The organism is Streptomyces sp. NPDC041122 (genome assembly GCF_055592445.1).
This window is the reverse complement of sequence record NZ_JBVIYQ010000011.1, coordinates 330,837-345,193: the sequence shown is the minus strand read 5'-3', so window position 1 is coordinate 345,193 and position 14,357 is coordinate 330,837. Positions and strand designations below refer to the sequence as shown.

Below are 14,357 nucleotides of genomic sequence, written 5' to 3'. Positions count from 1 at the left end.
TGTTTCTTTTTGTTCTTCGTTCTTGCGTTTCCGACTCTATCAGACTCTTTCGTGTCCGATTTCCTCGGCGCCTTTCCGGTTCCCGCTCCGGCCTTGCGGCTTTCGCGTTTCCCTTTCCGGCGGTTCCGACTTTATCAGAGATTCTGAGTCGGAATTCCCGCCCCCCTTCGGGCTGGTCCGGATCACGTTCAAGTGACTCGGGTTCCCTCGCAGGCGGAGCCGTAAACCTAACGGAGCGGGGCGCCTCGATGCAAATCGAGGCGCCCCGCTCCGGAGCTGGTGCGGTCGGGAGGGTCAGACCTCGACGACCACCGGCAGGATCATCGGGCGTCGGCGGTAGTTGTCCGAGACCCATTTGCCCAGCGTGCGGCGGATGAGTTGCTGCAGCTGGTGGGGCTCGACGACCCCGTCCTGCGCCGACTTCTCCAGGACCTCCTGGATCTTCGGGATGACGGTGGTGAACACCGCGTCGTCGATGCCGGAGCCGCGCGCCTGGACGTGCGGGCCTCCGGTGATCTTGCCGGTGCTGGAGTCCACGACGACGAAGACCGAGATGATGCCCTCGTCCCCGAGGATCTTGCGGTCCTTCAGGGCGGGCTCGCCGACATCGCCCACGGAGAGGCCGTCGACGTACACGTAACCCGCCTGGACCTTGCCGACGATCTTCGCCTTGCCCTCGACGAGGTCGACGACGACGCCGTCCTCGGCGATCACGATGCGATCGTGCGGGACGCCGGTGAGGGCGCCGAGCTCGGCGTTGGCGCGCAGGTGGCGCCATTCGCCGTGGACCGGCATCAGGTTCTTGGGCTTGCAGATGTTGTAGAAGTACAGCAGCTCACCGGCCGAGGCGTGGCCGGAGACGTGCACCTTGGCGTTGCCCTTGTGGACGACGTTCGCACCCCAGCGGGTCAGGCCGTTGATCACGCGGTAGACCGCGTTCTCGTTGCCGGGGATGAGGGACGACGCCAGGATCACCGTGTCGCCCTGGACGATGCGGATCTGGTGGTCGCGGTTGGCCATGCGGGAGAGCGCGGCCATGGGCTCGCCCTGCGAACCCGTGCAGACCAGGACGACCTCGCTGTCCGGCAGGTCGTCGAGCGTCTTGACGTCGACGACGAGGCCCGGGGGAACGCGGAGGTAGCCGAGGTCGCGGGCGATGCCCATGTTGCGGACCATCGAACGGCCGACGAAGGCGACTCTTCTGCCGTACTCGTGCGCGGCGTCCAGGATCTGCTGGATGCGGTGCACATGACTGGCGAAGCTCGCCACGATGATCCGCTTCTGGGCGCCGGCGAAGACGCCGCGGATCACGTTCGAGATGTCGCGCTCGGGCGGCACAAACCCCGGGACCTCGGCGTTCGTGGAGTCGGAGAGGAGGAGGTCGATGCCCTCCTCGCTCAGCCGTGCGAACGCGTGCAGGTCGGTGAGGCGGCCGTCCATCGGCAGCTGGTCCATCTTGAAGTCGCCGGTGGCGACGACCATGCCCGCGGGGGTTCGGATGGCGACGGCCAGGGCGTCCGGGATGGAGTGGTTGACCGCGACGAACTCGCAGTCGAACGGGCCGAGCGCCTCGCGGTCGCCCTCGACGACCTCCAGCGTGTACGGCCGGATGCGGTGCTCCTGCAGCTTCGCCTCGATCAGCGCGAGGGTCAGCTTGGAGCCGATCAGCGGGATGTCCGGCTTCTCGCGCAGGAGGTAGGGGACACCGCCGATGTGGTCCTCGTGGCCGTGCGTGAGCACGATGCCCTCGATGTCGTCGAGGCGGTCCCTGATGGACGTGAAGTCCGGCAGGATCAGGTCGATTCCGGGCTGCTCCTCCTCGGGGAAGAGCACTCCGCAGTCGACGATCAGCAGACGACCGTTGTACTCGAAGACGGTCATGTTGCGGCCGATCTCGCCGAGGCCGCCGAGCGGGGTGACCCGGAGGCCGCCCTTCGGGAGCTTCGGTGGGGCGCCGAGTTCAGGATGCGGATGACTCAAAAGACTCTCCTCACCACGCGCGCCACGTACCTCCTGGGCACGTGGCGCGCATGACGTTCGTGCATGAGCAGTTGTGTGTGGGGTGCGGGCGGCCGGCAGCTGGTGCCGCGCCCGCGTGTCTCGCTTATTCAGTTGTGAAGTCTGTGGTTACAGCTGTACCCCGCCGGCGGCGAGATCGATCTTGAGCTGGTGCGTCTCCTCGGGCGACAGCTCCACCATCGGCAGGCGCAGCGGACCCGCGGGGCGCCCCTGGAGGGCCAGCGCCGCCTTGGTCGTGATCACGCCCTGGGTGCGGAACATGCCGGTGAAGACGGGGAGCAGCTTCTGGTGGATCTCCGTGGCCTTCTGCACGTCGCCCGTGAGGTGTGCCTCCAGCATGGCGCGCAGCTCCGGGGTGACCACGTGGCCGACGACGGAGACGAAGCCGCACGCGCCGACGGACAGCAGCGGCAGGTTCAGCATGTCGTCGCCGGAGTACCAGGCCAGGTCCGAGCGGGCGATGGCCCAGCTGGCGCGGCCGAGGTCGCCCTTGGCGTCCTTGTTGGCGACGATCCGGGGGTGCTCGGCGAGGCGGACGATCGTCTCGGTGTTGATCGGTACGCCGCTGCGGCCGGGGATGTCGTAGAGCATGACCGGCAGCCCGGTGCTGTCGGCGATCGCGGTGAAGTGCCGGAACAGGCCCTCTTGCGGGGGCTTGTTGTAGTACGGCGTGACGGTCAGGAGGCCGTGGGCGCCGGCCTGCTCGGCGGCGCGGGCGAGCTTGAGGCTGTGGCGGGTGTCGTTGGTGCCGACGCCCGCGACGACGTGGGCACGGTCCCCTACGGCGTCCACTACGGCTCGTACGAGATCGTTTTTCTCCGCGTCACCGACGGTCGGGGACTCACCGGTGGTGCCGTTGATGACCAGGCCGTCATTGCCTGCGTCCACCAGGTGGGCGGCGAGCTGCTGCGCGCCGTCGAGGTCAAGTGCGCCGTCCGCCGTAAAGGGCGTGACCATGGCGGTGAGGACCCTCCCGAAGGGGGTCTGCGGAGTGGAGGTCGGAGCCATGGGTAACACGCTACTCGCTGCTCAGCGCGGGGTCGCCCCTCGGGGGATGTGTGCGGACCTGACAAGTGTGGAGCCCGGCACTGCCTGCTCGGGGGTTCAAGCAGTGCCGGGTCCGTTTGATCAGGCTAGATGAACTTCACGAAGTGCCGCAATACGGACACTTCACTCGGCCCATCCGCACATCAGTGCCTTACGGCGCCACACGTCCGTTCTTGTTGAAGGCCGCATGGGTGAGCGGCATCAGTTCGGCCCAGTGCTGCTCCATCTTCTCGCCGACCATCTCGATCTCCCGCTGCGGGAACGAGGGGACCTTGGCGAGCTCGTGCTGCGTGCGCAGGCCGAGGAAGTGCATCAGCGAACGGGCGTTGCACGTCGCGTACATCGAGGAGTAGAGGCCGACGGGGAGCACCGCGCGGGCGACCTCGCGGGCCACGCCGGCCGCGAGCATCTCCTGGTACGCCTCGTACGCCCGGCGGTAGGAGTCCTCCATGACGCGGCCGGTGAGCTCCTGCTGGGCCTGGCTGCCCTCGACGAAGACGTACTTGCCGGGGCGGCCCTCCTGGACCAGCTTGCGGGACTCGTCCGGGACGTAGAAAACGGGCTGGAGCTCCCTGTAGCGGCCGGATTCCTCGTTGTACGACCAGCCGACGCGGTGGCGCATGAACTCGCGGAACACGAAGATCGGGGCGCTGATGAAGAACGTCATCGAGTTGTGCTCGAAGGGGCTGCCGTGGCGGTCCCGCATCAGGTAGTTGATCAGGCCCTTGGAGCGCTCCGGGTCCTTCTGGAGCTCGTCGAGGGACTGCTCGCCCGCCGTGGAGACTCGGGCGGCCCACAGGACGTCGGAGTCGGTGGCGGCGTGCTTCACCAGCTCGACGGTGACCTCGCTGCGGAAGCTGGGCTTGAGGTCTTCGGTGGGGGTCTCGCTCACAGGCGGGGGTCCTTCCATGTGCATCTCTCGGGCGGCGCCCACTCTATGGCCCGGCACCGACAATCGGCCGTTCGGTGACCCGCCACGACATTGTTCGACTAATTTGCCGAAACAGGGCACCTTTTGGGCGTTTCGAGCGTCTGTCTAGACGAGAGAGTCCACAGAGCTCCACGGAGCTCCGTTCGAGACCCGTGAGGAGAAGCGCGCACCATGTTCCGCCGGCGAGAGCCCGTCCCGTTCGCCTTCATCGCCGAAGCCGAGAAGTTCCGCAGTAACGTCACTCCCCCGCCCCGAGAACGCGCGTCGGCCAGTCAGATCATGGGCCGCACGCTCATCGGCCTCACCGTGGTGGCCGGCCTCGTCGGATCCCTGCTCTTCGGGATGCCCGCCATGTCGGCCGATCAGTCGTCCGTGCACCACCAGCAGTCCGAGGCCTCGGACGGTCGCTGACCGGGGCGTGGGCCGTCGTCGGCCGGCCGTGACTCGTCCGGCCCCCCAAGGGTGGTAGCGGGAGAGACGGCTCGATAGCCTCACCGGGCACAGCCCCTGTGTGGATCGAGTGAGGATCAGCCCGTGCCCCTGCCCTTCCTGACCGCGGACCGCGCATTCGACGACGTGGCGGACGACGCCGCGCTGCCTTTCGACGACCGCGATCACTGGCGTCGGCCCTACCGCCCGGGTCCCTGGCGGGTCGGCGCCTCCGCGCTCCTGCTGCTGCTCGCCTCGTTCGTCCTCTTCGCCTCGGTGATCATCGTGTTCACCGGCTCCCTGGCAGGGGCCGCCGGCTGCGCGGCGCTCGCCGTGCTCGTCATCGCCACCGCCCTGCGCCTGCTGCGCATGGGTACCTGGGTGAGCGCCCACGGGCTGCGCAGGGTCGGCTTCCTGACGACGCAGACGGTGGCCTGGACCCAGGTCTCCGCCGTGCGGACCGCCCAGCAGCCGGTGCGCTGGCTCGGGCTGCCCCGGACGGTGCAGGGGCAGGCGCTCCTTCTCGTACGCCGTGGTCAGGAGCCGCAGGCCGCCGGGGCGCAGCTGCTGCTCACGGACCGGAACGCGGACTTCCTGGCGCGGCACGAGGCGTTCAACCGCGCGGCCGACTCCATCGAGGTGTGGGCCGACGAGTACCGGCCCACGGCCTGAGCCGGCCCCTCGCCTATACGTTCACCGGCCTGCCCGCGTGCAGGGCGATGGCCCGCTGCATAGCCTTCCGCGCGCGCGGGGTGTCCCGTGCGTCGTGGTAGGCCACGGCCAGCCGGAACCAGCAGCGCCAGTCGTCCGGCGCGTCCTCCGTCTCCGCCTTGCGGCGGGCGAAGACCTCGTCGGCCGAGTCGCGGTCGATGCGGCCGCCGGGCGTCCGCTTCAACTCGTCGACGGGCAGGCCGCCTTCGGCCTCCAGCTCGGCGGCGAGGCGGTTGGCGCGCTGGACGAACTGGGTGTTCTTCCAGAGGAACCAGACGCCGATGACCGGCAGGATCAGCACCGCGACACCGAAGGTGACGGTGAGGACCGTGCCGTGCTGGATGAGGAGCACGCCGCGGCTGCCGACCAGGACGAAGTAGACGACCAGGACGGCAGCCGTGACGGCGTAGGTGATCTTTGCGCGCATGTCTCTCAGCTCTGGGGTCGGCCCGGGGCTCTCGGATCAGCCGAGGTCCAGGAAGTGTTCCAGGCCGAACGTGAGCCCCGGGGTGCTCACCACGCGGCGCACGCCGAGCAGGATGCCCGGCATGAAGCTGCTGTGGTGCAGCGAGTCGTGGCGCACGGTCAGGGTCTCGCCCTCACCGCCGAGCAGGACCTCCTGGTGGGCCAGGAGACCGCGCAGGCGCACGGAGTGCACCGGCACCCCGTCGACGTCCGCGCCGCGGGCGCCGTCCAGGGCCGTCACCGTCGCGTCGGGCTGCGGGGCGCTGCCCGCCTCCCGGCGTGCCTCGGCGATGAGCTGGGCGGTGCGCGTGGCAGTGCCGCTGGGGGCGTCCGCCTTGTTCGGGTGGTGCAGCTCGACGACCTCGACGGACTCGAAGTACGGGGCCGCGATCTGCGCGAACTTCATCGTGAGGACGGCGCCGATGGAGAAGTTCGGGGCGATCAGGACGCCCGTCTCCGGGGACGCGTCCAGGGACGTGCGCAGCCGCGCGAGGCGCTCGTCGGTCCAGCCCGTCGTACCGACGACGGCGTGGATGCCGTTGCGTACGCAGAAGTCGAGGTTCTCCTCGACCGCGTCCGGGTTGGTCAGCTCGACGGCGACCTGGGCGCCGGACTCGGTCAGCGTCCCGAGCTCGTCGCCCCGGCCGAGTGCGGCGACCAGTTCCATGTCGTCGGCGGCCTCGACGGCCTTCGCGGCCTCGGAGCCGATCCGGCCCTTGGCGCCGATGACCGCCACGCGCAGCTTGCTCATGTCCTTCATTCCTTAAGGGAGTTGGGCCCTGTGGTGCCGGATCCTCGGCCGGCCTAGGCGACCGCTTCGTGGAGGCGGGCCGCCTGCTTGTCCTTCAGCGGGCCGATGGCCGAGAGGGACGGGCGGTGGCCGAGCACGTCACGGGCCACGTCGCGCACCTCGTCGGGGGTGACGGCGGAGATCCTGGCCAGCATGTCGTCGACCGACATGTGCTCGCCCCAGCAGAGCTCGCTCTTGCCGATGCGGTTCATCAGGGCGCCGGTGTCCTCCAGGCCGAGGACGGTGGAGCCCGCGAGCTGGCCGATGGCGCGGCCGATCTCGTCGTCCGTCAGTCCGTGCTCCGCGACGTGGTCGAGCTCGTCGCGGCAGATCTTCAGGACGTCGTGCACCTGGCTCGGGCGGCAGCCCGCGTACACGCCGAAGAGGCCGGTGTCGGCGAAGCCCGACGTGTACGAGTACACGCTGTAGGCCAGACCGCGCTTCTCCCGCACCTCCTGGAAGAGGCGGGACGACATGCCGCCGCCGAGCGCCGTGTTCAGCACGCCGAGGGCCCAGCGGCGCTCGTCGGTGCGGGCGAGGCCCGGCATGCCGAGGATGACGTGGGCCTGCTCGGTCTTGCGGTTGATGACCTCGACGCGGCCGGCGGTGCGCAGCGCGCGGGAGCCCTGGCGCGGGACCATCGGGGTGGCGTCGGTGCGCCGCAGGGCGCCGGCCTTCTCGAAGGCGGCGCGGACCTGGCGTACGACCTTGTTGTGGTCCACGTTGCCCGCGGCGGCGACGACGAGGTGGGTCGGGTCGTAGTGCTTCTTGTAGAAGCGGCGGATGCGGTCCGCGGTGAGGGCGTTGATCGTCTCCTCGGTGCCGAGCACCGGGCGGCCGAGGGGGGTGTCGCCGAGCATGGTGTGCGCGAACAGGTCGTGCACGCAGTCACCCGGGTCGTCCTCGGTCATCGCGATCTCTTCGAGGATGACGCCGCGCTCGGCGTCGACGTCCTCCTGGAGGATGAGGGAGCCCGTGAGCATGTCGCAGACGACGTCGATGGCGAGCGGCAGGTCGGTGTCGAGCACGCGCGCGTAGTAGCACGTGTACTCCTTCGCCGTGAAGGCGTTCATCTCGCCGCCGACCGCGTCGAGCGCGGCCGAGATGTCCAGGGCGCTGCGCTTCTTGGTGCCCTTGAAGAGGAGGTGCTCCAGGTAGTGCGTGGCGCCGTTCAGGGACGGGGTCTCGTCACGGGAACCGACGTTGGCCCAGATGCCGAAGGTCGCCGAGCGCACGGACGGCAGCGTCTCCGTGACCACGCGCAGGCCGCCGGGGAGGGTCGTCCTGCGGACGGTGCCGATGCCGTTCTCGCCCTTGATGAGGGTTTGGGTACGGGCGACGGCCCGCGCCTCCGAGGAGGTGCGGGCCGTCGTCGTGGTGCTACGCGACGTCACTTGTCGGTGTCGTCCTTCTTGTCGTCGTCCTCTTCACCCTCGATGACGGGGATGAGGGACAGCTTGCCGCGGGAGTCGATCTCGGCGATCTCGACCTGGACCTTCTGGCCCACGCCGACGACGTCCTCGACGTTCTCCACGCGCTTGCCGCCGGCGAGCTTGCGGATCTGCGAGATGTGCAGCAGACCGTCCTTGCCCGGCATGAGCGAGACGAACGCACCGAAGGTCGTCGTCTTCACGACGGTGCCCAGGTAGCGCTCGCCGACCTCCGGCATGGTCGGGTTGGCGATGCCGTTGATCGTGGCGCGGGCGGCCTCGGCCTGCGAGCCCTGGGCGGCACCGATGTAGATGGTGCCGTCGTCCTCGATCGTGATGTCGGCGCCGGTGTCCTCCTGGATCTGGTTGATCATCTTGCCCTTGGGGCCGATGACCTCACCGATCTTGTCCACCGGGATCTTGACGGTGATGATGCGCGGCGCGTTCGGGGACATCTCGTCCGGAACGTCGATCGCCTCGTTCATCACGTCGAGGATGTGCAGACGCGCGTCGCGGGCCTGCTTCAGCGCGGCGGCCAGGACCGAGGCGGGGATGCCGTCGAGCTTGGTGTCGAGCTGGAGCGCGGTCACGAACTGCTTCGTACCGGCGACCTTGAAGTCCATGTCACCGAACGCGTCCTCCGCACCGAGGATGTCGGTGAGGGCGACGTAGTGCGTGTCGCCGTCGATCTCCTCGGAGATCAGACCCATGGCGATACCGGCGACGGCGGCCTTCAGCGGCACACCGGCGTTCAGCAGCGACATCGTGGAGGCGCAGACCGAGCCCATGGACGTCGAGCCGTTGGAGCCGAGGGCCTCGGAGACCTGGCGGATCGCGTAGGGGAACTCCTCGCGCGAGGGGAGCACCGGCACGATGGCGCGCTCGGCGAGCGCGCCGTGGCCGATCTCACGGCGCTTGGGCGAACCCACGCGGCCGGTCTCGCCGACCGAGTACGGCGGGAAGTTGTAGTTGTGCATGTAGCGCTTGCGCGTCACCGGGGAGAGGGTGTCGAGCTGCTGCTCCATGCGGAGCATGTTCAGGGTGGTGACGCCCAGGATCTGGGTCTCGCCACGCTCGAACAGCGCCGAGCCGTGCACGCGCGGGATGGCCTCGACCTCGGCGGCGAGCGTACGGATGTCCGTGACGCCACGGCCGTCGATGCGGACCTTGTCCTTGATGACGCGCTCGCGGACCAGCTTCTTGGTCAGCGCGCGGTAGGCACCGGAGATCTCCTTCTCGCGGCCCTCGAACTTCGGGAGCAGCTTCTCGGAGGCGATCTCCTTGACGCGGTCGAGCTCGGCCTCGCGCTCCTGCTTGCCGGCGATGGTCAGCGCCTGGGCCAGCTCGGTCTTGACCGCGCCGGTCAGGGCCTCGAGGACGTCGTCCTCGTAGTCCAGGAAGACCGGGAACTCGCCGGTGGGCTTGGCGGCCTTGGCGGCGAGGTCGGACTGGGCCTTGCAGAGCGCCTTGATGAAGGGCTTCGCGGCCTCGAGACCGGCGGCGACGACCTCTTCGGTCGGGGCCTCGGCGCCGTCCTTCACCAGCTGGATGGTCTTCTCGGTGGCCTCGGCCTCGACCATCATGATCGCGACGTCGCCGTCCTCCAGGACGCGACCGGCGACGACCATGTCGAAGACGGCGTCCTCGAGCTCGGTGTGCGTCGGGAAGGCGACCCACTGGCCCTTGATGAGCGCCACACGCGTGCCGCCGATCGGGCCCGAGAAGGGCAGGCCGGCCAGCTGCGTGGAGCAGGAGGCGGCGTTGATCGCGACCACGTCGTACAGGTGGTCGGGGTTGAGCGCCATGATCGTCTCGACGATCTGGATCTCGTTGCGCAGGCCCTTCTTGAAGGAAGGACGCAGCGGGCGGTCGATCAGGCGGCAGGTCAGGACCGCGTCCTCGGAGGGACGGCCCTCACGACGGAAGAACGATCCGGGGATCTTGCCGGCGGCGTACTGCCGCTCCTCGACGTCCACCGTCAGCGGGAAGAAGTCGAGCTGGTCCTTGGGCCGCTTGGAAGCGGAGGTGGCCGACAGCACCATGGTGTCGTCGTCCAGGTACGCCACGGCGGAGCCGGCGGCCTGCTTGGCCAGGCGGCCCGTCTCGAAGCGGATGGTGCGGGTGCCGAACGTGCCGTTGTCGATGACGGCCTCGGCGTAGTGGGTCTCGTTCTCCACTGTTCTCCTACGTGTCTACGTTTCGTCTTCGCGCCTCCGGGCCCGTGTGGCCCGGGGGCGGCGTCCCGTCGGCCCTTGGCGGACCTCGTCCCGCGCGGAGCGGCCCTTGCCGGGCCGGTCCGGCGTGGACCGGGACTGGGTGGAGAAGCGCGCCGTGTGTGCGGGCCGGTCTTCGATCGAAGCACCCGGGATGTCCCGGGGGCCACTACCGAGGACCGGCGGCGGCTGGTGCGCCTCTCCCTCGTCGGGGTGGTGCTCGCTGTCCCCGTGGGCGTCCATATCCCTACCCACGAGAACGTGCGTGTGTCACCAGACTACAAAGCGTCGGCGACAGCGCGCATGTACAGCAAAGGGAGCGGTCCACTTTGCATGTACAGCAAAGGGAGCGGTCCACTTCGAGTGCCTCGAGTGGGAACCGCTCCCTTCACGACGTCTTACTTCGCGCCCGCCGCACCGCGGCGGATGCCCAGACGGTCAACCAGGGCACGGAAGCGCTGGATGTCCTTCTTGGCCAGGTACTGCAGCAGACGGCGGCGCTGACCGACCAGGATCAGCAGACCACGACGGCTGTGGTGGTCGTGCTTGTGGGTCTTGAGGTGCTCGGTCAGGTCCGAGATCCGGCGGGAGAGCAGCGCCACCTGGACCTCGGGGGAGCCGGTGTCGCCCTCCTTCTGGCCGAACTCGGTCATGATCTGCTTCTTCGTAGCGGCGTCGAGCGACACGCGTACTCCTCGTGATGTCTTCGAGTGCCTCCGAGTGCCCCTGGTCTACGTCTCAGGGGGGCTTCCGTGACTCGGGAGGCGGGGATGGGCCGCTGGGCGCTTCCTTCAGGCTCTCCGAGCGGAGGTCCGAGGGAGCGTAGACATGCGGCCGTTACACAGGTTACCAGTCTGAGGTCGATGCCTCGGCGGGGGTCGCCGTCACCCCGCGCGAGGCGGGCTCAGCCACTGCTGCGGTAGCCGTCCATCAGGGAGACCTTCGGGCCTTCGTCCTGCTCACCGCTGTTGCGCTCGACCTCCTTCGTGCCGAAGACCACGATTCCGTGCTCGTACACGATGTCGAAGTCGTCGGCGAACATGTCCATGCTCGGCCGGTCCGAGCTGTGGGGAAGGATGAGGAGCAGCCGCTCCTTCCCCGTCCCGGGGTCCAGGCGGACCATGGAGGAAAGGGCGGCTCCTGCGCTCTCCCGGTAGGCGATCACCTTGTCGCCGCTCATCCTGACGGGGTACATCGGACGGTCGGGCTTGGCGTCGTACGTGCGTACCGCCTTCCCTGTGGCCAGGTCGAAGGAGACGATCTCGTTGGGCTTCTTCTTGGAGAGGCCCGCTTCGAACATGTCACGAGGTTGGGTCGCCACGTAGAGCTGCCGTCGGCCGACCACGACCCCGCTGCACCGTTCGACCTCGGCGCTGAAGGTTTCCTCGCAGTTGTGGACGTACCGCCGGTCGGTCAGATTGATGGTCGCGCGGTGCCTGCCTCTGTCGTCCAGCGCGTGCAGGTACTGGACGGCCCCGTCCTCGCCGGTGGCGACGGCGATGACGGCGGGCGCCGAGGAGACCAGGTAGACGCTTCCGATCCCCTCGGCGACCCGGTACGTCCACTCGGTCCGGCCCGTACGCGCAGAGACCTTCTGGACCCGGAAGAGGGGATCGGCGGAGTCGCCGCACGACTGCAGCGCCAGCAGACCACGTCCTCCGGCATAGCCGACGTCGGTGCAGGTGCGGACCTTCACGTCGGACCAGAGGCGCTTCCCGGTCGTCATGTCGTACGCCGCCGAGCCCCTCCCCCAGTTGGCGACGACCGTGCCGCGGGTCATCGTCACGTTCACCTCCGACGAACCGCCGCCCGCCACGGGCAGCAGCTTCTCCCAGAGCTTCCTGCCGGTGTCGACGTCGAAGACGGCGAGGTGATCGCACGGCGTCCGGAGCCGCGGTCCCTTCTCGTCCTCGGCCTTCTTCGCCGCTCGTTCGCCGGGTACGGCGACGGCCGTCCTGCCGTCGAGGCTGACGTGCCGGGTGACGGCGCAGAGCGGGCCGGCGAAACGGATCTCCCACTGCTGCTCGGCGGTACCGATTTCCATGCCCCTGATGACGTTCGCGAAGCTCTTGGCGGCTATGGAGCCGGAGACCCAGGTCCCCTTCGTCGAGGCGCTCCGCCCCTCCTTCAGCTCCTCCGTCCACCCGACGGCAAGCTCGCCCTCAGGGGTCTTCGGGACCATCTCCACGGTCTCCCTGATCGCGTCGGGCGGCTGCTGAGCGGCGGACTCCCGCGTCGAGTCCTTCCCCTCGGCCAGACTCCACAGCGCCCAGCCGCCCGCGAACACCGCGGCGGTCAGGGCCAGGACCACGCCGAGGATCAGTACGGTGCGGCGCCTCTTGCGCGCACCGACGGCGAGCGTGGACTGGGTGTACGGGGAGGGGGACGGCGATGGCGGCGGGCCGAAGCTCACGCTGGCAGACCTTTCCTGAGGATGGCGGGGCGTCGGCGGAGAAAGGCGTCAGCTGGTCAGGGCCCGCGCCGAGGCGTACACGTCGAACACCGCGAGGGTCAGCGGCACGAGTGTGAGCAGGACGAAGGACTCCGCGATCTCCAGGAAGCGACCCCAGAAAGGCGTCACACCGGTGCGCGACGTGACCAGACCGATGCCGGTGACGAGGGCGGCCGCCGCCCCCACGCCGGCGACGAGCCAGATGGTGCGCAGATCGAGCGCCGCGCCGTCACCGGCCGACCCACCGGGCACGTCGAGGCACCGGCCGACGCCGAGCAGGACCAGGCCGACCAGGCCGGCGGCCAGGACGGTGGAGACTTGGGCGGTGTACCGGAACAGGTGCGCCCGCATCAGCATCGAGACGCCGGTGACAAGGGCCAGCAGTTGGCCCCAGCCGTTCCCGGAGAAGCCGAGCACCGCTGTCGAGCCGATCACCACGAGCGCGCAGCCACCGACGAGACCGACGAGGAGCTCGTGGCCCCGGCGGGCCTGTGCCTCGATGCGTTCGGCGTCGACGGGCTCCGGCCGAGCGGGTTCCTCCGCGTAGGTGCCGCGGGTGCCGTGCGGTACCTCGAAGCCGATGGGCAGGCGGGCGAACCGCATGGAGAGACCGGGCAGGAAGGCCAGGGCGCCCACGGCCAGCGGCGCGCACAGGGCGGCGGTCTCGACCGGCTCCAGTTGCCGGAGCGCCGCCACGAAGGTGGCGAGCAGGCCGACGGCGGAGGCGAAGGCGAAGGCCACGAAGGGAGCGTCGCTGCGTGGCGACACCAGGGTCATGATCACCGCCGCGGTCAGCACGGCGGCGCAGGCGAGCAGGAACTGCAGCCGTCCGACGCCTTGCCCGTCGGTGGCCGGCAGCAGCCCGGAGCCCGCCACCGCCATGTTGGGCAGGGCGCCGAGCCCGAGGGCGACGGCCGAGACGCGGTCGTCGTACACGCGTGCCCGCACACCGGCGAGGATGAGCAGCAGGACCCCGGCGACGGCTGCCAGGATGCCCGGCAGGCCGTGCATGTCGTGGCGGGCGTCGGCGGTCCAGGCCACGCAGGCCAGGAGGGCCGACAGTACGGTGCCGCCGGTGAGCCCGGCGGCTCGCGTCAGATCGCCGTTCCACAGCAGACGGTCGCGGGACACGGCGGACGCGACGACCTCGGACACGTCGTCGAAGACGGCGGGGGGCAACGACGCGGAGAAGGGGCGCAGCGTGAGGAGTTCGCCGTCGAGGATGCGCTGGGCGGCGAAGGACCGGGCGCTGTCGAGGACGGCGCCGTCGCGGCGTACGAGGTGGTAGCCGACCGGTGCGCCCTCGGCGGGGGTCTGCCGGGAGAGCCGCAGGATCTCGGGGTAGATGTCGGCAACGGGGATGTCGTCGGGCAGGGCCACATCGATGCGGCTGTCCGGCGCGACGATGGTGACCCGGCAGAAGCCGATGGCGGTGCCGGCGCCGGTTCCGTTCGCTGCCGGTCCACCGGTCGGGCTCGCGTGGCCGGGCCGCCCGGGCCCGGTGACCGTCCTGGACGCCGTCGTGCTCACCTGCTGCTCCCCCATGTTGTTGCCGGTCCTGTGTGTTGACGCCGGTCTGTTGCGTTGACGCCGGTCTCCGTTGTTGCTGCGGGTCCCGGGTGTTGCGCCGGCCCCGGATGTCGGTGCCGGGTCCTTCTCTGCCGACCGCGGTCAACTCCGGTGCGCGTGGTGCGGATGTGACGCCCGTACCTCTTCACCGACTGTGCGGCATGGTGCGGCGTGGCACAGCAAAACCGACCGACCTGGCTGGTTCCCGCACCCTATCCCGGGAGGTGACTGTCGGTGTCAGTAGGATCACACGGCGATCGCATCGCCCGTGCCCCGGGCGGCGAACGGAACGCCCGCCCCT

The 14,357-nt window shown here is 69.4% G+C and carries 12 protein-coding genes; 2 read left to right on the top strand and 10 right to left on the bottom strand.

What is annotated here, in order from left to right; all coding sequences use genetic code 11:
* Positions 1 to 294 precede the first annotated feature (294 nt).
* The 3 genes from ACZ6B8_RS34535 to thyX all read right to left on the bottom strand — a co-directional run bounded on the left by ACZ6B8_RS34535 (position 295) and on the right by thyX (position 3,958).
* Positions 295 to 1,980 carry a ribonuclease J gene (locus tag ACZ6B8_RS34535; protein WP_471086794.1) on the bottom strand — a complete coding sequence of 562 codons (1,686 nt, stop codon included), beginning with the start codon at positions 1,978 to 1,980 and terminating at the stop codon, positions 295 to 297.
* A gap of 147 nt (positions 1,981 to 2,127) precedes the next feature.
* Complete coding sequence (gene dapA, locus ACZ6B8_RS34530; protein WP_471609712.1) at positions 2,128 to 3,027, bottom strand: 4-hydroxy-tetrahydrodipicolinate synthase; 900 nt, start codon at positions 3,025 to 3,027, stop codon at positions 2,128 to 2,130.
* 190 nt (positions 3,028 to 3,217) lie between these two features.
* Positions 3,218 to 3,958, bottom strand: coding sequence for an FAD-dependent thymidylate synthase (gene thyX / locus ACZ6B8_RS34525; protein WP_471086788.1), 741 nt, complete (start codon positions 3,956 to 3,958; stop codon positions 3,218 to 3,220).
* Between the two features lie 210 nt (positions 3,959 to 4,168).
* Between thyX and ACZ6B8_RS34520 the strand changes: the two genes are divergently transcribed.
* Together ACZ6B8_RS34520 and ACZ6B8_RS34515 are read left to right on the top strand one after the other, a co-directional pair.
* The gene (locus ACZ6B8_RS34520) at positions 4,169 to 4,408 is read left to right on the top strand and encodes a hypothetical protein (RefSeq protein WP_471086785.1); all 240 of its coding nucleotides are present in this window, start codon (positions 4,169 to 4,171) and stop codon (positions 4,406 to 4,408) included.
* A 123-nt stretch (positions 4,409 to 4,531) separates the two neighbouring features.
* Positions 4,532 to 5,098, top strand: coding sequence for a hypothetical protein (locus ACZ6B8_RS34515; protein WP_471609711.1), 567 nt, complete (start codon positions 4,532 to 4,534; stop codon positions 5,096 to 5,098).
* A 13-nt stretch (positions 5,099 to 5,111) separates the two neighbouring features.
* Here the strand turns inward: ACZ6B8_RS34515 and ACZ6B8_RS34510 are convergent, their stop codons facing one another.
* From ACZ6B8_RS34510 to eccD, 7 genes are all read right to left on the bottom strand, one after another.
* Entirely contained in the window at positions 5,112 to 5,564 is a 453-nt protein-coding gene (locus ACZ6B8_RS34510; protein WP_358709559.1) for a tetratricopeptide repeat protein, read from the bottom strand.
* Positions 5,565 to 5,600: 36 nt separating this feature from the next.
* Positions 5,601 to 6,353, bottom strand: coding sequence for a 4-hydroxy-tetrahydrodipicolinate reductase (gene dapB, locus ACZ6B8_RS34505; protein ID WP_471609710.1), 753 nt, complete (start codon positions 6,351 to 6,353; stop codon positions 5,601 to 5,603).
* Positions 6,354 to 6,406: 53 nt separating this feature from the next.
* Positions 6,407 to 7,786 (bottom strand): M16 family metallopeptidase, encoded by a 1,380-nt coding sequence (locus tag ACZ6B8_RS34500; RefSeq protein ID WP_471086776.1) that lies wholly within the window; start codon positions 7,784 to 7,786, stop codon positions 6,407 to 6,409.
* Entirely contained in the window at positions 7,783 to 9,999 is a 2,217-nt protein-coding gene (locus tag ACZ6B8_RS34495) for a polyribonucleotide nucleotidyltransferase (RefSeq protein WP_471086773.1), read from the bottom strand. Before ACZ6B8_RS34495 ends, ACZ6B8_RS34500 begins: the two co-directional genes overlap by 4 nt.
* Positions 10,000 to 10,433: 434 nt before the next feature.
* Positions 10,434 to 10,721 carry a 30S ribosomal protein S15 gene (gene rpsO, locus ACZ6B8_RS34490; RefSeq protein WP_030363216.1) on the bottom strand — a complete coding sequence of 96 codons (288 nt, stop codon included), beginning with the start codon at positions 10,719 to 10,721 and terminating at the stop codon, positions 10,434 to 10,436.
* Positions 10,722 to 10,939: 218 nt separating this feature from the next.
* On the bottom strand, positions 10,940 to 12,448 hold the full coding sequence (locus ACZ6B8_RS34485) for an outer membrane protein assembly factor BamB family protein (protein ID WP_471609709.1): 1,509 nt from the start codon (positions 12,446 to 12,448) through the stop codon (positions 10,940 to 10,942).
* A gap of 48 nt (positions 12,449 to 12,496) precedes the next feature.
* Positions 12,497 to 14,032 carry a type VII secretion integral membrane protein EccD gene (gene eccD / locus ACZ6B8_RS34480; RefSeq protein ID WP_471609708.1) on the bottom strand — a complete coding sequence of 512 codons (1,536 nt, stop codon included), beginning with the start codon at positions 14,030 to 14,032 and terminating at the stop codon, positions 12,497 to 12,499.
* Positions 14,033 to 14,357 lie beyond the last annotated feature (325 nt).